Below are 21242 nucleotides of genomic sequence, written 5' to 3'. Positions count from 1 at the left end.
GGCTCAAGTCTCCCTTGCCTGTGTCCGGGGAATCGTGACCGACATCCGGGTACCTCCTCCTGGTGCGGTCGTCAGCACCAGCCGGCCGCTGACCAGCTCCAACCGCTCCCGCACTCCCCGCAGACCGACCCCAGGACCGTCCGGTGGACCGATACCGTCATCGTCCACCGTCACCGACGCGGCCACCTCGGTCAGTTCGACGAGCACGTGCGCCCGACTGGCCCGGGCATGACGCTGCACGTTCGTGAGGCCTTCCTGGACAGCGCGGTACAGCGCCAGCAACTGCTGCCTCGAATAGTGTTGCTCGTTGCCGGTGATCCGCAGACTGAGGTCGAGTGGCAGCACTCCCAGGTCGGCCACCATGCCGCGCAGCGTCGGCTCCAGCAGGAAGGGAGCCTCGTCCTTGCGCAGGGCCCCGACGGACTCCCGGACGTCGGCGAGGGCCTGATCGGCGAGTCGCTTCGCGTTGCCGACCGCCGCGGTCACGGCCACCGGATCTTCGGCGACCAGCAACTGCGCCTTCTCCAACTGGACACTGATCACCGTGAGGTAGTGGCCCAGGCTGTCATGGATGTCCCGGGCCAGCCGGTTGCGTTCCTCGATCGTGGCCAGCTCGGCGACCCGGCCCTGCGACTCGACCAGTTGACGATGGGAAGCACCGAGATCACGGAGCAGGTGCTCGGCCCGCTCCCGGCTGGTTCGCTCCTGCCGGACCAGCAGGGCGATCCCGGTGACCAGCACGACAGCGATCGCGAAGAGCAGGTAGCCGTGCTGCGTGTCCGCATCCGCCCGCCACTGCGGCTTGGTCGCCGCGAACCTGACCGTGAACAAGGTCAGGATGACAGCACCGACCACGAAACCGGCCCGAGCCCCGAGCCAGAACACGGCCGGAAACGGGAGCGCGAGAAAGAGCAGCGAAGCGATGCTCTGCCCCTCCAGTCGCGCGACCAGCTCGATCACGCCGAGCTGGGCGGCGATGGCACCGGCCGCGAGGACCGCCGGCGGCCGATCGCCGTACTGCCGGCCGATCAGCAGTTGCAGGACCAGCAGTCCCACCGGAGTGAGCACCAGCAAAACGGTTGCCCAAGGCAATGAACTGGAACTGCGGCTGATCGCCATCAGCAGGCAGCTGACCCCGACCAGGACCGTCATCCAGGTGGAGGCAGGCAACAACTGCCGGGAGGTCGACTGACCCCCAGCAGGCTGAGACCTGACAGACAGGCTGTCCGTCACTCGGGAGCGCACCTCCCCAGTGGAGCACATGACTACGAGGGCCGTCATCAGACACCAGGCCCCGCTGGATCCGACCTCCGGCCTAGGTCGGAGGTCGTAGTACGGGCGGACGACCGGCAGAGCAAGACCGGCCGTCCAGCAGATGCCGGGGCGGTCTCAGCGTTCCTACGCTGCAGGAGTTGGCCGGCCGACAACAGGCCGGAACCGAGCAGAAGGCCTGGGGCAGATGACTGACAACCAGCAAGAGACGGCCGAGACCGGCGAACCGGCTCGACGGTACCGGCGGCGGGCCATGGTCGGCGCGGCTGCGACCGGCGCCCTGGTAGCCGGCGCGGCAGGTGCCGTCGGCGGCCGGCTCACTGCGGATACCGGCCCACGGATGACCGCGGCCCCGGCCGACGGCGCGAGATTCGCCGGCAAGGTGGTCCTGATCACCGGCGCGACTTCTGGCATCGGGCGCGCGGCCGCACTCGCCTTCGCCGCCGAGGGCGCCAAGGTCGGATTCTGCGGGCGGCGGGAGGATCGCGGCCGGCAGGTGGAGCAGGAGATCCGGACAGCCGGCCACGAAGCGACCTATCTGCGGGCCGACGTCAGAGTGGAGGACCAGGTACGCCGCTTCGCTGACAGCATCGCCAACCGCTACGGCCGGTTGGACGTGGTCTTCAGCAACGCGGGTGTCCACAGCATCGAACGGCTGCACGAAGTGGCCACGGCCGAGTGGGACGACATCCAGACCACCAATGTCCGGGGTGCGTTCTTCACCCTCAAGCACTCGATCCCGCACCTGCTCGAAGCAGGCGGCGGCACCGTGCTGATCACCGCGTCCATCAACTCGCTGGCCGTCCGGCAGGGATTCGCGGCGTACGGCGCCAGCAAGCACGCGCTCCTCGGCCTGATGCAGGCAGCGGCCCTCGACTACGGCGCCGACGGCATCCGGGTCAACGCCGTCCTGCCCGGCATCGTCGACACGGAGATGGTCCGCAAGGTCTCCGGCACCGAGGGGGTCCCCGAGAGCGTCTACCGCGCGGGCATCGCCGTCGTCGCCCGGTCCCGGGCCCCTGCCGCCGGCCGGATCGGCAGACCCGAGGAGGTCGCCGCCTTCGTCCTCGACCTCACCTCCGACCGCTACCCGTTCATGACCGGATCAGCCCAGGTGATCGACGGCGGCGCCTCCGCCTCCCTTCCCTGACCGGGCAACGGACCTTCAGGTCGTGAGCGCCTTCTGCGCCTGGGTGGCCAGGTTGGTGGCCCGGGCGTCGTCCGACCCGCCGTCGGCGACGAGGGTCGCGTAGCGGAAGGTGAGGGTCTCGCCGGAAGCGAACGGGAGTTCTTCCGAGAAGAACGGCGCCGGGCAGACCGCCGCGAAGTCCTCGGAGCGGACGAACCACTCGGGTGGGTGGTTCGGGTTGCCGGCGGCGTCGGCGATGATCAGGGTGGACGCGCGGTCGATGCTGTCGTGCTTGCCGGAGAAGCCCATCCACGCGGCCCGCTGACCACGGAGCTCGTCGCCACCGAGGCCTTGGGGAGCGAGCACGGTGCCGCCGGTGAAGGAGCGCGGGCCGCGCCAGAACAGACCGCCGTACCCCGCGTTCTCGCGGCCGGCCGTGGTCGGGCTGCCGATCTGGACGGACTCACCGGAGACGTTCGTCATCGCCGTCTCGTAGACCAGCACCCAGCCGTCCTCCGACAGCCGCGTCGTCAGCATCCGCTGTTCGTCGACGACGTGGGCGCCGGCCTGCTTGTGCCAGGCCAGCTGGTGGGAGAACCGGACCAGCTCATCCGACACGTCCAGCGCGTCGATCCGCTCGTGGTCCATCGAGCCGTTGTTGGCGAGCTGCTGATAGCCGTGCTCGCGCGAGAACGTCGGTCCGCCCCAGAAGTTGTCGTGCCCGAAGTGCGGCAGCGACCAGGTCATCCCCTTGTGCCAGACGTGGTCGTGCGGCCGGTAGACCGACACCAGGTCACCGCCGAGGGTACGGATCGGATGCAGGTAGGGCCGCGGCGACTCCAGTTGCGGGTCGCTCGGCCGGTACACGTAGGTGAACAGCTCGCGGCCCGCCGCCGTCACCTGGATCGACCGGCCGACGGCATGGGTGCAACCGAGGTTCTGCGTCATCTGTCGAAGCTCCGATTCTGGTTGGTCAACTTGTCCACGGCGTACCGAGCTCACTGAACAGCGCCTGCCGCTCGGCTGCCTGCTCGATCCACTTCTCCACTCCCGGTACGACGGGGTGCCGCTCGTCGCCGCTGCCTTCCCACCGCACCAGTTCGTCGGCGATCCGCGCCGGCGCAGACGCCGACCGGACCGCGTCGAGCACCCGGGTGAATCCACCGGTCGACTCCAGTGGCGAGAGCAACGCAACGCCGTCGCGCCGATGGTCGAGAAGGTTGTCCAGCAACTCTTCCCGCCCGTACTGCGTGGTCGTCGCGCCGAGCACGAGTTCGTCGGTCGTGTACCGCAGTACGGCGGAGCGCCGGGAACCGTAGACCGTCACCCGCGGCGGCGAGTTCTCCGCCGCGCAAAGGGTGAAGGCGGCGACGATGCTGGTACCGCGGGTGGTCCGGATCCGAACCGTCGAGGTGTCGTCGGCCTCGATCGGGTTGGCCCGGAACAGCTCGGTCTCCACCTGCGCGATCTGGTCGGCCCGGGCCGAGCCGTCCACCAGCAGCGCGGCGGCGACCGCGTGCGCGAAGGGATTGGTCACCGCCCCGTCCACCACCGGTACGCCGTCGAGCGTCCGCCGGCCGGCCCATTTCGCCCGCTGCCAGTACGCCTGCGCCCGCACCCAGGTCCCGGTCACGCCGATCCCCCGGATCTCGCCCAAGGCGCCCTCGGCAACCATCCCGGCGAGAGCCCGCACCGCGCCGGACCCGTGCGCCTGGAACCCGACCTGGCAGCGCCTCCCCGTCTCGCTCAGCACCTCTGTCAGGTGGTCGAATTCCTCGATCGAGGCGACCGGCGGCTTCTCCAGCAACACGTCCGCACCGGCGCGGAGGGCGAGTTCCGCCAGCGTCGCGTGGGTGTGGATCGGGGTGCACAGTACGACGACGTCCACCTGCTCGGCCGCCAGCAGCGCCGGCAGATCCGGATGCACAGCGGGAGTCCCGGCGGAAGCAGACGACCGGGTCAGCTGGTCCGTCGCCGGAGGGCGGGGATCGGCTACCGCTACGAACTCACAGCGCCCGGCGTCCGCCAGCCGCAACGCCTGCCGGACATGCGAAGCGCCGTGCCCGTGAATGCCCACGACAGCCACCCGCGGCAACCCACCGGCAGCTTCCCGTCCGCTGCCGGGGAGGCCTCCGGGCGCCGCCCCGGCGCCCGGAGGAACCCCGGTCATTCGCAATCAGTTGCTCGAAGCAACACTATTTGGTCAGCTCCCCGTTGATCTCCTCGATGAAGCCCTTGGCCGCCTGGTCGGGTTTCTGCCGGCCGAACATCACCTCGGTGGTGTAGCGCTGGATGATCTTCTCGACCTGACCACCGCCGACCGGCGGCGGCGGGGACGGCTCGCCGAGCTCCGACGAGATCTCCTGGATGAACGCCTGCGACGCGGCGTCGGCCGGCTGCAGCTTGGCGACGACGGCGGCGCGGATCTCCGTGTTCGGCGGTACGCCGCGCTCGGCCAGCAGCAGGTTGCCGGCGGCCGTGCTGTTGGCCAGGTAGCTGACGAACTTCGCCGCCTCCTTCGGGTGCTTCGACCGCGACGAGATCGACCAGAACATCGAGCCCTTGTAGTAGGCGCCGTTCTCGCTCGCCTTGCCGGTGACACTGGGCAGCCGCAGCAGCTTGAGCTGCTGACCCGATGCCTTGCTCAGCGCGTTCAGCTGGTTGCTCCACTGGTAGCTCATCGCGAGCTTCCCGGTCGCCATCCCGGTCTGGTCGAGCGGCGCGGTCATGTCCTGGGCGGCGAACTCCGGCGTCGACGTCGCCTTCGACTGCTGCATCGCCAGCAGTTGGGTCCAGAACTCGGTCAGCTTCTCCTGGCTGACCCCGAGCTTGCCGTCCTTGGTGAACAGCGACTCCCCACGCTGCCGCGCCCACATGTTCAGGCTCGCGTCGTTGGCCCCGTACGGCGCCGTGCCCCAGCCCTTGCCGTTGAGCTTGGCGGTGATCTGCGCGGCGATCTGGGTGTACTGGTCCCAGGTCCAGGTCCTGTCGTCGGGCAACGGTACGCCGGCCGCCTTGAAGACCGCCGGGTTCGCCACCAGCGTGAACGCGTTGATGCCCGCGCTCAGCCCGTACAGCCCACCGTCGAACTCACCGGCCCCGAGCGTCTCCGGCTCGAACTTGCCGGTGTCCAGCCCGTCGGCCTTCTTCAGGTCGAGCAGCGCGCCGCGGTCGGCGTACTCGCGCAGGTACTTCTCGTCCATCTGGATGACGTCCGGCGCGTCGTTGGCGGCGACGGTGGTGGCGAGCTTGTCCCAGTAGCCGGCCCATTCGCCGTACTCGCCCTTGATCTTGATCGTCGGGTTCTCCTTCTGGAACGAGTCGATCACGTCCTGGGTGATCTTGTGCCGGGCGTCCGAGCCCCACCAGTTGAAGCGGAGGGTGACCTCGCCGTCGGCGTTCCCGCCGCCACCGGAGTCACCGCCGCAAGCACTGGCGGTGAGCAGGGTGGTCGCGATCGCGACCGCGGCCAGGGCGCGTAACCGTCGTGGCGCCTTGCGAGTGAGCGGCATGGATTGCACCTTTCGCGGGGATTACTTGATGCCGGTGGTGGCGATGCCCTTGACCAGGAACCGCTGGCCGAGCAGGAAGGCGAGGAAGACCGGGACCAGAGAGACGACCGACATCGCGAACATCGAGCCCCAGTTGGTACTGGCGGTCGAGTCGACGAACGATCGCAGCGCGACCGGCACGGTGTACATCTTGGGATCGGTCAGGTAGATCAGCTGGCTGAAGAAGTCGTTCCAGGTCCAGATGAACGTGAAGATCGTCGTGGTCGCCAGCGCCGGCACCATCAACGGCAGGATCACCCGCAGGAAGATGCCGGCCTTGCCGCAGCCGTCGATCCGGGCCGCCTCGTCCAGCTCGCGCGGGATGCCGCGGATGAACTGCACCATCAGGAAGACGAAGAACGCGTCGGTGGCCAGCAGCTTCGGCACCACCAGCGGCAGGAACGTGTTGATCCAGCCCGCCTGCGAGAACAGGATGTACTGCGGCACGATCACCACGTGGATCGGCAGCATGATCGTCACCAGCATGATCGCGAACCAGAACCGCTTGCCGGTGAACTCCAGCCGGGCGAACGCGTACGCCGCCATCGAGCAGCTCACCAGGTTGCCGAGGATCGCGCCGAACACCACCGCCGCCGAGTTCAGCAGGTACCGGGTGAACGGCTCGGTCAGCGCGTTCCAGCCGGCCTGGTAGTTACTGATCTGCAGGTCCCGCACCAGGATCCCCGGCTCGCGGAAGATCTCGTTGCCGGGCCGCAGCGAGCTGACCACCATCCAGATCACCGGATAGAGCATCACCAGCGCGGCCGATGCCAGCGCGACGTGGATCAGCAGCGGTTTCACCCGCGTCCAGCCGTACGTCGTACCACGGGTCCCGGCGAGCGGGCGGCCGATCGTCTCAGTCGTCATAGAACACCCAGTACTTCGAGGCGACGAAGTTCATCGCGGTGAGGACGGCGATGATGATCAGCAGGAACCACGCCATCGCCGAGGCGTAGCCCATGTCGAAGTTGCCGAAGCCCCGGTCGTACAGGTAGAGCGTGTAGAACATCGTCGAGTCGGACGGGCCGCCGGAGCCGTTGGAGACCACGAACGCCTGGGTGAACGACTGGAACGCGTGGATGATCTGCAGCACCAGGTTGAAGAAGATGATCGGGGTCAGCAGCGGCAGCGTGATCGTGCGGAACCGGCGCCAGGTGCCGGCTCCGTCGACGGCTGCCGCCTCGTAGTACATGGCGGGGATCTGCCGCAGGCCGGCCAGGAAGATCACCATCGGGGCGCCGAAGGTCCAGACGTTCAGCGCGACCAGCGTGCCGAGCGCCGTACTGGGGTCCGAGATCCAGCCCTTGCCCTCGATGCCGACCTGGGCGAGCAACTGGTTGAGCAGTCCCTCGGTGCCGAACACCTGCTTCCACAGGATCGCGATCGCGACGCTGGAGCCGAGCAGCGACGGCAGGTAGAAGATCGAGCGGTAGAAGGCCATCCCGCGGACGCCGCGATCGAGCACCACGGCCAGCAGCAGGGCCAGCGCGAGCTGCAGCGGCACCGAGACCAGGACGTAGGTGAAGGTGACCCGCAGCGAGTTGTGCAGCCGCTCGTCGGACAGCATCCGGGTGAAGTTCTCGAAACCGATCCACTCCGGCGCCTGGATCAGGTTGTAGTCGGTGAAGGCCAGGTAGAGCGACGCCAGCATCGGTCCCACGGTGATCACGAACAGCCCGGTCAGCCACGGCGCGAGGAACAGATAAGCGGCGACGTTGTCTTTCTTCATTCCTTTCCCTCCGTTAGGGGAAAGCGTTTGCCCAGGCCGGTCAAACTAGTAGAGCGAACCGGTTCAGACAAGACCTTTCCGGCTTTTACCGCGTCCGGTTCCGGACACTCGCGCGGCGTTGACAGCCCGGGTGCCGGCGGGAACAGTACAGAGCATTTGGCAACCGCTTTCCTCGTCTGTGGAGGCTTCATGCAGCGTCGAACGTTCCTGGCCGGATCCCTTGCCGCACTCTCCGCGGGTGCCCTGCCGGCCGGCTCGGCCGGTGCCGCGAGCGGCGCCGACGAGCCATTTCTTGATCTTCTGACGAAAATGAACGAAGCGCAGATTCCGGGCGTTCTCGACAGTTATCGCAATAGCGCCGACAGCGTCCGCGCCAGCGCCCGGAAAGCCCGCCGGCTGGTTTCGGCGTACGTCTGGCCGCGGTCCGCGCGCCATCATGACGGCTCTCTGCTGGGTCCGCTGGAATTCCTCGCCGGCCGGCTCACGACACTGCAGCACGACGACGGCACCTACGACATCGGCAACCTGCACTCGCCACCCGACAGCGCTTTCGCACTGCAGGATCTCTGCCTGATCCAGAATCTTCTCGCAGCGGACGCCCAACCGTCGACACTGCCCGTCCGCGCCGCGCTGGAGCGGATCATCCGCAAGGCCGGCCCGGCCCTGGCGACCGGCGGCGTCCACACCCCGAATCATCGCTGGGAGGTGTCGGCAGCCCTTGCCCGGATCAACGATCTCTACCCCGACCGCCGGTACGCCGCCCGGATCGACGACTGGCTCGACGAGGGCATCGACGTCACCCGGGACGGGATCTACAGCGAGCGCAGCGCGACCTACGCCTCGGAGGTGACCAACCCGTCCCTGCTCACGATCGCCTGGTTGCGCCACCGGCCGGAGCTGCTGCCCGTGGTCCGCAAGAACCTGGCCGCCACCTTGTTCCTGCTGGAGCCGAACGGCGAAGTCGACACGATCGCCTCCCGCCGCCAGGACCAGAACCGGATCAGGGACGTCTGGTGGTACCTCACCCAGTACCGCGAACTGGCGCTGCACGACCGCGACGGCCGGTTCGCGACCGTGGCCAAGGACATCGAGCGCCGCGGCACCGGCGAGCTGGGCGACTTTCTCGCCGAGGTTCTCGAACGTCCGGAGCTGTCGGCCCAGCTGCCGCCCGCGGTCGCGGTGGACGACGACTTCGTCCGGGAGTTCCCCGCCCAGCACTTGGCCCGCATCCGCCGGGGCGATCGCACCGCCACACTGTTCGGCGGCACGGACTTCCACGACCTCCCGGTGATCGCGTCCGGCCTGTCGACGAACCCCACGTTCTTCAAGCTGCGCAAGGGCCGCGCGATCCTCGACTCCGTCCGGCTGTCGCCGCAGTTCTTCAGTACCGGGCACTTCCGCAGCGACGGCCTGCGCCGCAGTGGGCAGCGGAGTTTCCGGCTGGGCGACGAGGTGAAGGTGCCGTACCACCTGCCGCTGCCGAAGCGGTACCGGCGAAGTGACGGCGCCTACGCACTGACCAACGACGGCCGCTTCTACGCGTCGATGGACTTCCCGCACCGGCCGAAGCAGTTCCGCACCCTCGAGACCGCCGTCACCGTCACCGAGGTCGGGACCGGCTTCGACCTGGCCCTCGAACTGGGCGGCTCGGAGGTGCCGTTCGCGGTGGAGCTGTGCTTCCGCCCGGGCGGAACTCTCACCGGGGTCGAACAGCTCGATGCTGCTGGCAACTATCAGCTGGTCGACGGCACCGGTACCTACACGGTCGGCGCCGACCGGATCGAGTTCGGCCCCGGCAACGGACCGGCCCGGGTGAGCATGGACCCGGGCGAGCGGTACACCCAGCTGAACGGCAGCCTCGTTCCCGAAGGCCTGCGGGTTTATCTCACCGGCCGCTCCCCGGCCCGGTACACGCTGCACCTACGCACCGCCTGACCCTTCCCCAGCACCACCTTCAGCCGCGTCCCACTCTTCCCGAGGAGTTGGGCGCGGCTTTGCTAATACGTATTACTAGCGGCGTTGATCTTGACGGTCCCGAATCGACGGGTCTACCGTTCCGGATCAAGCGACCGGCAATACGTATTACTGAAGGGAGGTGACGCGATGAGTGACCGGCTGACCCAGCGTGACATCGCCCGGCTGGCGCGGGTGAGCCAGACCACCGTCTCCCTGGTGCTGAACAACCGCACGGCCGCTTCGGCGCGGATCCCGGCCGAGACGCGCGACCGGGTCCTGAAGGTGATCCGGGAGACCGGCTACGTCGCGGACCCGCTGGCCCGCCGGCTGTTGCAGCAACGCAACCAGATCCTCGGGGTGTTCACCTACGAGTCGGTGTTCCCCAGCGCGAGCGCCGACTTCTACCACCCGTTCCTGAGCGGGATCGAGGAGAGCGCGGAGGAGCTCGGCTGTGATCTGCTGCTGTTCACCAGCGCCCCGGTCACCGACGGGCGGCGCCTGGTCTTCCACGACAACAACCGGCTGCGCATCGCCGACGGCTCGCTCCTGCTGGGCCGCCGCATCCCTGCCGAGGAACTGAGCCGCCTGGTCACCGAGAAGTACCCGTTCGTCTCCGTAGGCCGCCGCGACGACCCGGACGGCGCCGTCGTTCCGTACGTCGGCGCCGACTACACGACAGCCACCGCCACGGTCACCGCTCGCGCGTTGCAGCTCGGCCACACCGCGGTCGCCTTCGTCGGCCCCGGTCAGGGCGCCGAATCCTCTGCCGACCGTCTCCGTGGCTTCCACCAGGTCGCACCTCGCGGTCTCCACCTCTCCCCCGTGGAGACGGGAGGCAGCTCGGACTCAACACCTTCCGGGACGGCTGACGGCGTACGCCCGATCAACGCCGAGCGGGCCGTGGAGGAGCTCCTCGACGAACTGCTGGAGCGGAAGATCACCGCGGTGTTCGTCGAGGATCTGGCCGATGCGGCGGCTCTCGCTGCTGCCACCCGAAGGCGAGGACTGGCAGTGCCGGGCGACCTGTCCGTGGTGGCACTGGGCGACGCGAGCCGGCCGGTCGACGGAGACGACGAGTACTCCGGGTTCCACATCCCACGCAAGGAGATGGGCCGGCGGGCGGTGGGACTGCTGGAGGCGGTGTTGTCGGGGGACGAGACCGATCTGCAGCAACTGCTCGCCTGTGAACTCGTCGACGGAAGCACACTCAGCAAGCCGAAAGGTCTTTAGATGCATACGGATGTCCTGGTCATCGGCGGCGGGCTCGGCGGAGTCGCCGCGGCTCTCGCGGCCCTGCGGGCCGGCCGCTCGGTGGCGATGACCGAGGAGTACGACTGGCTCGGCGGCCAGCTGACCAGCCAAGCGGTACCGCCCGACGAGCACACCTGGGTGGAGCAGTTCGGTGTCACCGCCTCCTATCGCGGCCTGCGAGAAGGGATCCGCGACTACTACCGTCGCTACTACCCCCTCACCGCAGAGTCGCGAGCCGCCGCGGAACTCAACCCAGGCGCCGGCTACGTCTCCAAGCTCTGCCACGAGCCGCGAGTAGCAGTGGCTGTCCTGGAGTCGATGCTCGCGCCGTACCGCGCCAGCCGCCGTCTGCAGGTGTTGCAGCCCTACAAGCCCGTCGACGCCAGCACTGACGGCGACCGGGTGACCTCCGTCGTAGTACAGCACCGCGACACCGGTGACCGGCTCACTCTGACCGCGCCGTACATCCTCGACGCCACCGAGACCGGGGAACTCCTCCCGCTCACCGGCACGGAGTACGTCACCGGCTTCGAGTCCCAAGCGGCCACTGGCGAGCCCAGTGCGCCAGCGGAGGCGCAGCCGCTCAACATGCAGGCAGTTTCGTTCTGCTTCGCAGTGGATCACGTCGACGGCGACCAGGTCGGTGACAAGCCGGCCAACTACGCGTACTGGCGCAACTACCAGCCCTCGTTCTGGGGAGACCGGTTGCTCTCCTGGAACGCCCCTGATCCTCGCAGCCTCGCAGCTTCGCGGCGCACCTTCACCCCGAACCCCGACGACGACCCGCTCGCGGTGATCGCCGACCAACGGCGTAGCGGAGGTGACACGAATCTGTGGACGTTCCGCCGGATCGCTGCCCGCAAGCACTTCCTCCCGGGCGCCTACGAGTCCGACATCTGTCTGGTGAACTGGCCGATGATCGACTATCTCGACGGCCCGGTCTTCGACGTACCGGACGCCGGCAGGCATCTGGCCGGTGCACGCGAACTGTCGCAGTCGGTCTTCTACTGGCTGCAGACGGAGGCGCCGAGGCCGGACGGTGGCACGGGTTTCTCCGGCCTGCGGCTGCGCGGTGACCTGCTCGGCTCTTCCGACGGGCTGGCCCAGGCGCCCTACATCCGGGAGTCGCGCCGGATCGCGGCGGAGTACACGATCGTGGAACAAGACCTCTCGGTGGCCGTCCGCGGCTCCCAGGGCGCGGTCGAGTACGACGACAGCGTGGGCGTCGGCATGTACCGGATCGACCTGCACCCGTCCACCGGTGGCGACAACTACATCGACGTGGCGAGCAGCCCGTTCCGGATTCCGCTCGGGGCGCTGATCCCGCAGCGGGTGGAGAACCTGCTGCCGGCGAGCAAGAACCTCGGCACCACCCACATCACCAACGGCTGCTACCGGCTGCACCCGGTCGAGTGGAACATCGGCGAGGCCGCGGGACTACTCGCTGCCTTCTGCCTGGACCGCGGCGTCAGCCCGCGCGCGGTCCGCAACTCCCCTGCTCTGCTCAGCGACTTCCAGGCACTGCTGGTCGCCCAGGGCGTCGAACTGAGCTGGCCGGCCATCTCCGGCTACTGAGCCGGACACCGAACCGGCTACCGATGGAGGACTGAAAACCATGAAACTCCGACTCCTGACAGCGGCCGCCACGGCCGTGACGCTCCTGGCCACGGCCGGTTGCGGCGGCGGTTCCGACGACGCTGCCGCGTCCGGCCCGCTCGACCTGCGGATGACGATCTGGAGCGCGAACGCCAAGCACACCGCGCTGTTCGACCAGATCGCCGCCGCCTACAAGAAGGACCATCCCGAGGTCGGCAGGATCACCTTCGAGTCGATCCCGTTCGACAGTTACACGACCGCGCTGACCACCCAGATCGGCGGCGGCAACGCACCCGACCTGGCCTGGATCCTGGAGAGCACCGCGCCGGACTTCGTCACCTCCGGGGCGCTGGAGCCGATCGGCAAGGACCCGGACCTGTTGCCGAGCGCAACCGCCACCTGGGAGCAGGACGGCAAGCTGTACGCCTACCCGTTCTCCACCTCACCGCTGGGAGTCTTCGTCAACACCGACCTGGTGACGGCGGCCGGACGGCAGACTCCCGCGCAGCAGATCGCGGCCGGCAACTGGAACTGGGAGCAGGCGGTCGCCACCGGCGCGGCAGTCCAGGCGAAGACCGGCAAGGGCGGCATCGTCGTCGGCGACTTCGACTACAAGGGCTGGGACACGCTGAACACCATCTGGGCCGGCTGGGACGCCCGGCCGTGGAGCGAGGACGGCAAGAGCTGTGGCTTCGACCAGCAGCCGATGATCGACGCGATGACCTTCATCCACAAGATGGTTTTCACTGACAAGGCGATGCCCGGTCCCGGCCGGACGACGGACTTCTTCGCCGGTGACGCGTCGATGGTGCTGACCCAGATCAGCCGCGCGGCCCTGCTGGAGAAAGCCAAGTTCAAGTGGGACCTGGTGCCGCTGCCGAAGGGGCCGGCCGGTGACTACTCCGTCGTCGGGCAGGCCGGGATCGGCGTACTGAAGCGGGGCAAGCACGCCGAGGAGGCGAAGAAGTTCCTGGCCTACTTCACCAACCAGGAGAACACCGCCAAGCTCGCGCAGTTCTTCCCGCCGCCGCGCAAGTCCCAGCTGACCAGCGAGATCCTGGCCAAGGCCAACCCGCTGCTCGAGCCCGCCCAGTTGCAGAGCGTCGTGATCAACGGGATCGAGCGCGGCGACATCAAGGCCGGCCACACCGGGTACGCCGAACTCCAGCAGACCGTCCGCGCCGCGCTCGACCCGCTGTGGAAGCCGGACGCCGACGTCAAGGCCGTGCTCGCGGGTGTCTGCGCCAAGATCGATCCCCTGCTGAGCAAATGACACTTCTCCTGGAAAAGCAGGTCGCGCCGCCGGCCGGACCGGCGCGGGCGCCGTACTGGACCATGCGGCGGCGCGACGAGCTGGCCGGCTGGCTGTTCATCGCGCCGCAGCTGGCCGGGATAGTTGCCTTCGTCATCGTTCCGCTCGGGCTGGTGGTCTGGTACAGCCTGCACGAGTGGAACGTGCTGGCCGGCACCTTCGAGTTCGTCGGCGGCGCCAACTACCAGGCGCTGACCGACGACCCGCGGCTCGGCCCGGCGCTGCGGGCGACCGGCCTGTTCTCGGTGGGCCTGGTGGTGCTCAACCTGAGCCTCGCGTTGTTCCTCGCCGTCCTGCTGAACCAGAAGCTGCGCGGTACCGTCTTCTTCCGCACCCTGTTCTTCTCGCCCGTCGTGGTGACCCTGGTCGCCTGGACGATCGTGTGGGGCTTCCTGCTGCAGGACAACGGCGGCGTCAACGGCTTCCTGAGCCAGCTCGGCGTCGACGGTCCCAACTGGCTGCGCGGCGACGCGACCGCGATGATCTCGGTCATCGTCGTGCAGCTGTTCAAGGGCGTCGGGCTGAACATGGTGCTGTTCCTCGCCGCCCTGCAAGGCGTCCCGGCCGAGCTCTACGAGGCGGCGCGGCTCGACGGCGCCTCGGCCTGGGCGCGGTTCCGGCGGGTGACGGTGCCGTTGATCAGCCCGACCATCCTGCTGACCTCGATCCTGACGATCGTCGGCTCGTTGCAGGTGTTCGCGCAGATCGCGGTACTGACCCAGGGCGGGCCGGGAACGTCGACCACGGTGCTCGTGTACTACCTGTACCAGCAGGCGTTCCAGTTCCATCACTTCGGCTACGGCGCGACGATCTCGCTGCTGCTGTTCGCCATCGTGCTCGGGTTGACGGTCCTTCAGTGGCGGATGCGTAGAAGGTGGGTGTTCCATGAAGACTGACAGAGCCACGAAGCATAGTCACAAGCTGTTGCTGTACGGCGTACTGCTGGTCTGCTGCATCCCCTTCGTCTTCCCGACCTGGTGGATGGCGACGGCCTCGCTCAAGCCGGTGAACGAGATCTTCGCCTTCCCACCGACGCTGTTGCCGCAGTCGGTGACGCTGGACGCCTATCGGCAGGTGTTCGAACTGCAGCCGTTCGGCCGGCAGTACCTGAACAGCTGCTACATCGCCGTGGTCGTCACGCTCGGCACGCTGGTGGTCTCGTCGCTGGCGGGGTACGCGTTCGCCCGGATCAAGTTCCGCGGCGCGGGCGTCGTGTTCATCGTCGTCCTCGCCGGACTGCTGGTGCCCAACGAGGTGACGATCATCCCGCTGTACCGGATGTTCGACTCCCTCGGCCTGGTGAACACCCACTGGCCGCTGATCCTGATCCCGATGCTCGGCGCGCCCAGCGTGCTCGCGACCTTCATCATGCGGCAGTTCTTCATCACCCTCCCGCGCGAACTCGAGGAGGCCGGCCGCGTCGACGGCCTCGGCCGCCTCGGCCTCTTCTGGCAGGTCTCGCTCCCGCTGGCCCGCCCGGCGGTCGGCGCGGTCGCGATCTTCACCTTCCTGCACAGCTGGAACCTCTACCTGGAACCGATCGTCTTCCTGTCCAGCAAGGAGAAGTTCACCATCCCCCAGGCCCTCACCCAGTACGTCGACGCGTACGGCGGCGCCCTGTGGAACGTCCAGCTGGCCGCCGCCACCATGAGCGCCCTCCCGGTCCTGATCATCTTCGTCCTGGCCCAACGCCAGTTCGTCGAAGGCCTGGCCCAGACCGGCCTCAAGGGCTGACCAGCCGATCGGGTCGGCCCGGCTAGGCGACGAACAGCGGAAACAGCAGCCGGGCCGACCCCGCGATCAGCACCAAGGTCATCAGCACGATCCCCGCCTTCGCGGCCCGCGTTCGCAGCCGGAGGCGGCGGATCACCGGCCAGTTGCTCCCGAGCGCCACCAGCAGCATCACGATCAGCAGCACCACCCCGAACGCCACCGCACCGTCCGCCTCACCGCCCTCGATCTCCTTCGGCATGAACGGCGAGTCGGGACGATCGAACAGCATGGCGCGGGCGTGCAACGCGATCGTCAGCACGATCAGCAACGGATAGGCGAACACCACTCCCAGCAGCAGATTGACACCGACCCAAAGCCCGTACCATCCGGCCAACCACCACCCACGCGCCCGCATCTTCTGCTCCACCGCACCCGCCTCGCCCATCCCACGCCCTCCTCAGCCAGTGAACACTCATCCTGACCGACCCGGCCAAATGCAGTTGCCCGCCGGCGGGCAGTCAGCCGCGCGGCCGGACCAGGCCGAGGTCGTAGGCCATGATCGTTGCCTGCACCCGGTCTCTGGCTCCGATCTTGGCGAGCAGCGCGTTGACGTGCGTCTTGACGGTTCCGACCGTCACCCCGAGCTTCTCGCCGATCTCCGCGTTGCTCAGTCCAGCCGCCACCAGCGTCAGTACTTCGAGCTCCCGCGGCGTCAGCTTCTCCAGTACCGCGTTCATCCCGATCGCCGGGCCGCCTTTGGCGAAGGCCTGGATCAACCGTCCCGTCACCGCCGGCGCGAGCATCCCGTCGCCCGCCGCGATCACCCGGATCGCCGTCAGCAGGTCCTCGGCCCGTGCGTCCTTCAGCAGGAACCCGGACGCGCCCGACCGCAACGCCTCGTACACGTACTCGTCGAGGTCGAAGGTGGTGAGCACCAGTACCCGCGGCCGCTCGCCCAGTCCGGTCAGCAGTCGCGTCGCCGAAAGCCCGTCCAGCCCAGGCATCCGGATGTCCATCAGCACCACGTCGGGATCCACTTCAGCTGCCAGCGACACGGCCTTCGCGCCATCTCCCGCCTGCCCGACGACGGTCAGATCCTGCTCGGCATCGACGATCGCCGCGAACCCGGCCCGAACGACCGCCTGGTCGTCCACCACCAGCACCCGAACAGACATCAGATCAACTCCTTGCCGATCGGTTGCGGGGTACGAGGGGCCACGGTGCCGGGCTCGTCCAGGGTTTCGAGAAGTTCGCGCATCGCGGTCAGCGCGGACCTCGCCTCGGCGGTGACACCATCGATCTGCCCGGCCTCCGCAAGAGCGATCATCCGGCTCGTCCGGGTCAGCACGGTGCCGTGCAGGCCGGTGGCGATCCGCTGCCGCTCAGCGTGTACTTCGGCCTCGCTCGCCCGGACCAACTCGGCAAGCTCCCGGCCACGGTGATCCAGCCGCCGGCTCCGTCGTCTCCGGACGAAGGCTCCGGCCGCCCAGCAGACCAGCAGCGGAACCGCCAGCGCGATGGTGACCAGGGTGCTCATGAAACCGCCGAACTCCGTGCCGGACATGTCTTCTTCCGTAGCAGTGATCATCGCCAGGACGCCCGCCGCGAGGCCGAACCCACCCGCGGCCACCGCGACCGATGCCACGGTCTGGTTCGCGTCGGGCGCGTACACCGCCACCGCATAGACCGCTGCCATCAAAGCTCCGACACACATCGCCAACGCCGGAGCGAGCTCGTCAGGCAGCAACCCGAAACCGATCGCGACCGGCCAGAGCGCGCAGGAAGCCGTGACTCCGGCCAGCACCAACCACGGCCGGATCCGCCGCTCGAGCAGAACCAGGCCAGGAATCAGTGCCACCAGCAATGCCAGGTAGACCGCTACCGGCCGCCCCTCCGGTACTTCGTCGAAGATCAGCGCAGCCGTTCCACCCACCCCCGTCGCCGTGACCGTGAGCACGACCCCGACGTCGGACAACCACCGATCCTGCCACTTCTCGGCCACCCGCCGGGACGGCTGCCCCGCGACCCCCGACGACGGCGTACCGGCGGCAGCGGAACCGTCCACAGCTCCCTCGTACGCCGCGACCAGCGGAAAGCTCGCCTTGACCTGCCACGTATTGTCCGGGCCTGGGCCTGCGGAGAGAGTCCCGCCGACGGCTTCGGCACGGTCTCTCATTCCGCCGATTCCTCGCCCGCTTCCCTGGCCGGCCTGCGGGGCCGCGGTGGCCTGACCGTTCTCCACCAGGACGTCGACTCGGTCGCCGTGCTGCGAAACCAGCACCCGTACGGCGGCGCCCGGCGCATGTCGCAGCGTGTTGGTCAGCGACTCCCGGACGATGCCGAAAGTCGCTTCGGCCACCGGCCCCGTCAGTTCGGGCGTGACCTCGACCAAGACCTGCTGCCCCAACCGGGTGAAGGCTTCAGCCAGCTCCGCGATCCGTCCGCCGAGCGGCTCGTCCTGGTCACGTTCGCCGGTTTCCAGCACCGCCACCAGGCGACGCAACGACTCCAGCGTCTCCCGGCCCGTGCGAGCGGCGTACGCGAGGGCCTCGTCGGCGAGTTCGGGCCGGCGATCGATCAACCGTTCCGCTGCGCTGCCACTGACGACGATCGAGGTGAGGTGATGGGCGCTGACGTCGTGCAGCTCGCGAGCCAGCCGGTGTCGCTCGACGGCGGCCGCGTTGCGTCTGCGCTCCTCGGCATCGCGCACCTGCTGGGCAGCTCGCTCGCGCGCGAGCAGCCGGCGTCGGCGGTTCTGCCCGCCGGCCAGGATGACGACGTAGAGAACGAGATTGCCCACGGACTCGAGAGCGAAGTCCACCCCGAGACCGAAGAAACCCAACGACGCAACGGTTTTCACGGCCAGCAGCGCCGCAGCTGCCCGACGGCTGACTGCCGGACTGCAGCGCACCGCGACGGAGTACAGGACAATCCCTTCGGCCGGCAGAACGCCGAGCGCGTCGGGTGAGGTCGCCAACTGACCGAGTACCGTCACGAGGGTCACCACGCCGAGGGCCGCGAGCGGCGTACGCCGGCGGAAACCCAACGCGATCACGGCCACCACGGACGCGGCGCTGCCGATGACGAAGTCCCTGCCGGTCATCGGAGTTCCGCCGAAGGCCGTCAATCCGGGCGTCGCCGCGACCCAGGCGATCCCCAGGACGGCAGGCAGCAGCCAGTTGCGGAGAGGTTCCATCAGAGCCGAAGCATAAGCGCCTCTACCCAGAGATAGAGGGACCTGTCGTGCCCGAGGCTGACGCCCTCGCGGCCGTCCGTCGACATGCTGAAGCCATGACAATCGAGCAGACGGCAACACCCCTCACGGCCGGGCAACCGGCGGAACCGGTCTCGTACGCGCGGCTCGCCCGGGTCGTCGGCCGGCACAGCTGGTGGCGACCGATCCTCGGGACCTTCGTGATGCTCGGCCTGGCGCTGATCGGAGGACTGGTGATCATCGGGGTGGCGATGATCATCGCCGAGATCTTCGACGTACCGCTGGACGCCGACGACTGGCCGGTCTTCGGCGAGATCGCCGACACCGCGCTGCTGCTCGTCGTCACCGCGATGGCGCTGCCCGCCGTCGCCCTGGCCGCTCGCTGGGTGCAGAAACGCCGCTGGGGTTCGCTGTCCTCGGTCGTCGGCCACCTCCGCTGGTCCTGGCTCCGAACTTGCCTGGCCGTCGCCGCCATCCCCACCACCCTGCTCCTGATCACCTCTTTCCTCATCGAACCGGAAGACGCCCCCTGGGTCGGCTGGGGAACCTTCCTCACCGGCCTCGCGATGATCATCTGTCTGGTCCCCTTCCAGGCCGCCGCCGAGGAGTACGTCTTCCGCGGCTGGTTGCTCCAGGCAACCGGCAGCTTCCTGCGCTCCCCCGTCCTGGTGGTGATCCCGCAGGCCATCCTGTTCGCGGCAGCCCACGGCTGGGGTACGCCGTGGGGCTTCGCCACCCTCACCGTCTTCGGCCTCTCAGCCGGCTGGCTGACCATCCGCACCGGCGGCATCGAAGCCGCCGTCGCCCTTCACGTCATGAACAACGTCCTCGCCTTCGCCGCCGCAGCCGCCTACACCGGCGGCCTCTCCTCCGACGAAACCGCCGCCGACCTCCCCTGGTCCCTGGCCCTCTTGGACGCCACCTTGACCGTGCTGGTCACCGTCGCCCTCCTCCACCTCGCGAAGCGGCGCAAACTAGCTACCCACCTCACCCCGCCCGCCTCTGCCCCCATCCCCGGCCCGACCCACTGGCCGCCTGCTGCAGCCGGTCACCACAACTTCTCCCACTGAGCCGGCCGAACCGCTAGTCGTTCAGCAAATCCTGAAGAGCGCCGTACTGAGCGCGGGTCGCGAAGCTCGGGTTGCTCATCTGCGGCTGGTTGAGGACTTCGAGGGCTGTCAGAGCTGGATGGTCCACCAGCACGGTTCTGGGCAGCGGGGCATGGAGGAACGTCAGCTCCAGAGGAACGACGTACTTCGGCGGGTCGGCCGGGGACGGCGGCCGCCAGTCGGCAGGGCCTGTCAGTTGGCCGGTTGCCCAGATGCCAGGGGTCGGGACGGCCTTCGCGGGACCGCTGACCCACAGCAGGGCAGGTTGGCCGGGTGCGAAGAGGGCTGAGCGGTAGTTCGGCTGGACGCACCAAGTAGCTACGCCCTGCTCCATCAGCGCCGTCAGGTCGGTGACCCTGGGGTTGCACTTGAGGATCCAGGCGCCGAGGTTCTCCCGGCTGACCCGCGTCCCGGCCAACGGAGTCAGCGGCGGTCGAGCAGGTGGACCGCTTCGGCGGCCCAGTACGTCAGGATCGTGTCGGCGCCGGCCCGGCGGATGGAGGTCAGCATCTCCAGGATGCCTCGTTCGCGGTCGATCCAGCCGTTGGCGGCCGCGGCCTCGAGCATCGCGTACTCACCGGAGACGTTGTACGCCGCGACCGGGACGTTCACGTGGTCGCGGACCTGGCGGACGATGTCCAGGTAGGGCAGGGCCGGCTTCACCATCACCATGTCGGCGCCTTCGGCCAGGTCGAGGTCGACCTCGCGGATGGCCTCACGGGCGTTCGACGGGTCCTGCTGGTAGGTCTTGCGATCGCCCTGCAGCGAGGAGTCGACGGCTTCGCGGAACGGGCCGAAGAAGGCCGAGGCGTACTTCGCGGCGTACGCGAGGATGACCGTCTCCTCGAAGCCCGCGCCGTCCAGCGCGGTGCGGACCGCGCCGACCTGACCGTCCATCATCCCGGACGGACCGACGACGTGCGCGCCCGCGGAGGCCTGGGCGACGCCCATCTCCGCGTAGAGCGCGAGCGTCGCGTCGTTGTCGACCCGGCCGGCGGAGTCCAGGACGCCGCAGTGCCCGTGCGAGGTGAACTCGTCGAGGCAGAGATCAGCCATCACCAGCAGGTCGTCGCCGGCCTCGGACACCGCGTCGCGGATCGCCACGTTGAGGATGCCGTCCGGATCGATCCCGCCCGAGCCGGTCTCGTCCTTCGACGACGGGACGCCGAAGAGCATCACGCCACCGAGGCCCAGCTGGGCCGCCTCGGCGACGGCCTTGCGGGCGGTGTCGCGGGTGTGCTGGTAGACGCCCGGCATCGAGCTGATCGCGATCGGCTCGCGCGCCCCCTCCCGGACGAACATCGGCAGGATCAGCTGCCGCGGCTCGATCGTGGTCTCGGCGACCAGCCGACGCATCGCCGCGGACGACCGGAGCCGCCGCGGCCTCACACCCGGGAAATCGGACATCGG

Annotated in this window: 20 protein-coding genes; 9 read left to right on the top strand and 11 right to left on the bottom strand. The window is 68.5% G+C overall.

From position 1 onward, the window contains the following. Window positions 1-3 precede the first annotated feature (3 nt). Window positions 4-1068: a sensor histidine kinase gene (locus OX958_RS05170; protein ID WP_270136016.1), complete on the bottom strand. Its 1065-nt coding sequence runs from the start codon at window positions 1066-1068 to the stop codon at window positions 4-6. Here OX958_RS05170 and OX958_RS05165 point away from each other — a divergent pair. Further along, window positions 1061-1192, top strand: coding sequence for a hypothetical protein (locus tag OX958_RS05165; RefSeq protein WP_270136015.1), 132 nt, complete (start codon window positions 1061-1063; stop codon window positions 1190-1192). The two genes, OX958_RS05170 and OX958_RS05165, sit on opposite strands and share 8 nt — an antisense overlap. Before the next feature lie 267 nt (window positions 1193-1459). Continuing rightward, on the top strand, window positions 1460-2422 hold the full coding sequence (locus OX958_RS05160) for an SDR family NAD(P)-dependent oxidoreductase (RefSeq protein WP_270136014.1): 963 nt from the start codon (window positions 1460-1462) through the stop codon (window positions 2420-2422). A gap of 15 nt (window positions 2423-2437) precedes the next feature. On the opposite strand, the gene OX958_RS05155 is transcribed toward OX958_RS05160, so the two are convergent. From OX958_RS05155 to OX958_RS05135, 5 genes are all read right to left on the bottom strand, one after another. Then, entirely contained in the window at window positions 2438-3349 is a 912-nt protein-coding gene (locus OX958_RS05155) for a PmoA family protein (RefSeq protein ID WP_270136013.1), read from the bottom strand. Between the two features lie 25 nt (window positions 3350-3374). After that, window positions 3375-4478, bottom strand: a complete 1104-nt coding sequence (locus OX958_RS05150; protein ID WP_270136012.1) for a Gfo/Idh/MocA family protein — start codon at window positions 4476-4478, stop codon at window positions 3375-3377. A gap of 118 nt (window positions 4479-4596) precedes the next feature. Further along, window positions 4597-5913 (bottom strand): ABC transporter substrate-binding protein, encoded by a 1317-nt coding sequence (locus tag OX958_RS05145; protein WP_270136011.1) that lies wholly within the window; start codon window positions 5911-5913, stop codon window positions 4597-4599. 21 nt (window positions 5914-5934) lie between these two features. After that, window positions 5935-6819, bottom strand: coding sequence for a carbohydrate ABC transporter permease (locus OX958_RS05140; RefSeq protein ID WP_270136010.1), 885 nt, complete (start codon window positions 6817-6819; stop codon window positions 5935-5937). Continuing rightward, window positions 6809-7681 carry a carbohydrate ABC transporter permease gene (locus tag OX958_RS05135; RefSeq protein ID WP_270136009.1) on the bottom strand — a complete coding sequence of 291 codons (873 nt, stop codon included), beginning with the start codon at window positions 7679-7681 and terminating at the stop codon, window positions 6809-6811. Before OX958_RS05135 ends, OX958_RS05140 begins: the two co-directional genes overlap by 11 nt. Before the next feature lie 189 nt (window positions 7682-7870). Here OX958_RS05135 and OX958_RS05130 point away from each other — a divergent pair, with 189 nt between their 5' ends. The 6 genes from OX958_RS05130 (at window position 7871) to OX958_RS05105 (ending at window position 15530) form a co-directional block, all read left to right on the top strand. Beyond that, a complete protein-coding gene (locus OX958_RS05130) occupies window positions 7871-9616 on the top strand; it encodes a hypothetical protein (protein ID WP_270136008.1) in 1746 nt (581 codons plus the stop codon). Window positions 9617-9784: 168 nt separating this feature from the next. Continuing rightward, window positions 9785-10867 carry a LacI family DNA-binding transcriptional regulator gene (locus tag OX958_RS05125; protein ID WP_270136007.1) on the top strand — a complete coding sequence of 361 codons (1083 nt, stop codon included), beginning with the start codon at window positions 9785-9787 and terminating at the stop codon, window positions 10865-10867. After that, window positions 10868-12463, top strand: a complete 1596-nt coding sequence (locus tag OX958_RS05120; RefSeq protein ID WP_270136006.1) for an FAD-dependent oxidoreductase — start codon at window positions 10868-10870, stop codon at window positions 12461-12463. A gap of 40 nt (window positions 12464-12503) precedes the next feature. Next, the gene (locus OX958_RS05115; RefSeq protein WP_270136005.1) at window positions 12504-13757 is read left to right on the top strand and encodes an ABC transporter substrate-binding protein; all 1254 of its coding nucleotides are present in this window, start codon (window positions 12504-12506) and stop codon (window positions 13755-13757) included. Then, window positions 13754-14692: a carbohydrate ABC transporter permease gene (locus tag OX958_RS05110; protein WP_270136004.1), complete on the top strand. Its 939-nt coding sequence runs from the start codon at window positions 13754-13756 to the stop codon at window positions 14690-14692. Before OX958_RS05115 ends, OX958_RS05110 begins: the two co-directional genes overlap by 4 nt. Beyond that, window positions 14682-15530 (top strand): carbohydrate ABC transporter permease, encoded by an 849-nt coding sequence (locus tag OX958_RS05105; RefSeq protein ID WP_270136003.1) that lies wholly within the window; start codon window positions 14682-14684, stop codon window positions 15528-15530. The genes OX958_RS05110 and OX958_RS05105 overlap by 11 nt, the downstream gene beginning before the upstream one ends. Before the next feature lie 22 nt (window positions 15531-15552). Here the strand turns inward: OX958_RS05105 and OX958_RS05100 are convergent, their stop codons facing one another. The 3 genes from OX958_RS05100 to OX958_RS05090 form a co-directional block, all read right to left on the bottom strand. Next, window positions 15553-15954, bottom strand: coding sequence for a hypothetical protein (locus OX958_RS05100; protein WP_270136002.1), 402 nt, complete (start codon window positions 15952-15954; stop codon window positions 15553-15555). A 73-nt stretch (window positions 15955-16027) separates the two neighbouring features. Then, entirely contained in the window at window positions 16028-16684 is a 657-nt protein-coding gene (locus OX958_RS05095; RefSeq protein ID WP_270136001.1) for a response regulator, read from the bottom strand. Next, window positions 16684-18705, bottom strand: coding sequence for a sensor histidine kinase (locus tag OX958_RS05090; RefSeq protein WP_270136000.1), 2022 nt, complete (start codon window positions 18703-18705; stop codon window positions 16684-16686). The genes OX958_RS05095 and OX958_RS05090 overlap by 1 nt, the downstream gene beginning before the upstream one ends. A gap of 95 nt (window positions 18706-18800) precedes the next feature. Between OX958_RS05090 and OX958_RS05085 the strand changes: the two genes are divergently transcribed. After that, on the top strand, window positions 18801-19793 hold the full coding sequence (locus OX958_RS05085; RefSeq protein WP_270135999.1) for a CPBP family intramembrane glutamic endopeptidase: 993 nt from the start codon (window positions 18801-18803) through the stop codon (window positions 19791-19793). Between the two features lie 13 nt (window positions 19794-19806). Here OX958_RS05085 and OX958_RS05080 read toward each other — a convergent pair whose 3' ends face one another. Both OX958_RS05080 and hemB read right to left on the bottom strand, forming a co-directional pair. After that, window positions 19807-20250 carry a hypothetical protein gene (locus tag OX958_RS05080; protein ID WP_270135998.1) on the bottom strand — a complete coding sequence of 148 codons (444 nt, stop codon included), beginning with the start codon at window positions 20248-20250 and terminating at the stop codon, window positions 19807-19809. Window positions 20251-20255: 5 nt separating this feature from the next. Further along, entirely contained in the window at window positions 20256-21239 is a 984-nt protein-coding gene (gene hemB / locus OX958_RS05075) for a porphobilinogen synthase (RefSeq protein WP_270135997.1), read from the bottom strand. Window positions 21240-21242 lie beyond the last annotated feature (3 nt).

This window comes from Kribbella sp. CA-293567 (assembly GCF_027627575.1).
Taxonomy (GTDB): domain Bacteria; phylum Actinomycetota; class Actinomycetes; order Propionibacteriales; family Kribbellaceae; genus Kribbella.
The sequence above is the reverse complement of the archived record's forward strand: the minus strand, read 5'-3'. Positions and strand labels throughout refer to the sequence as shown.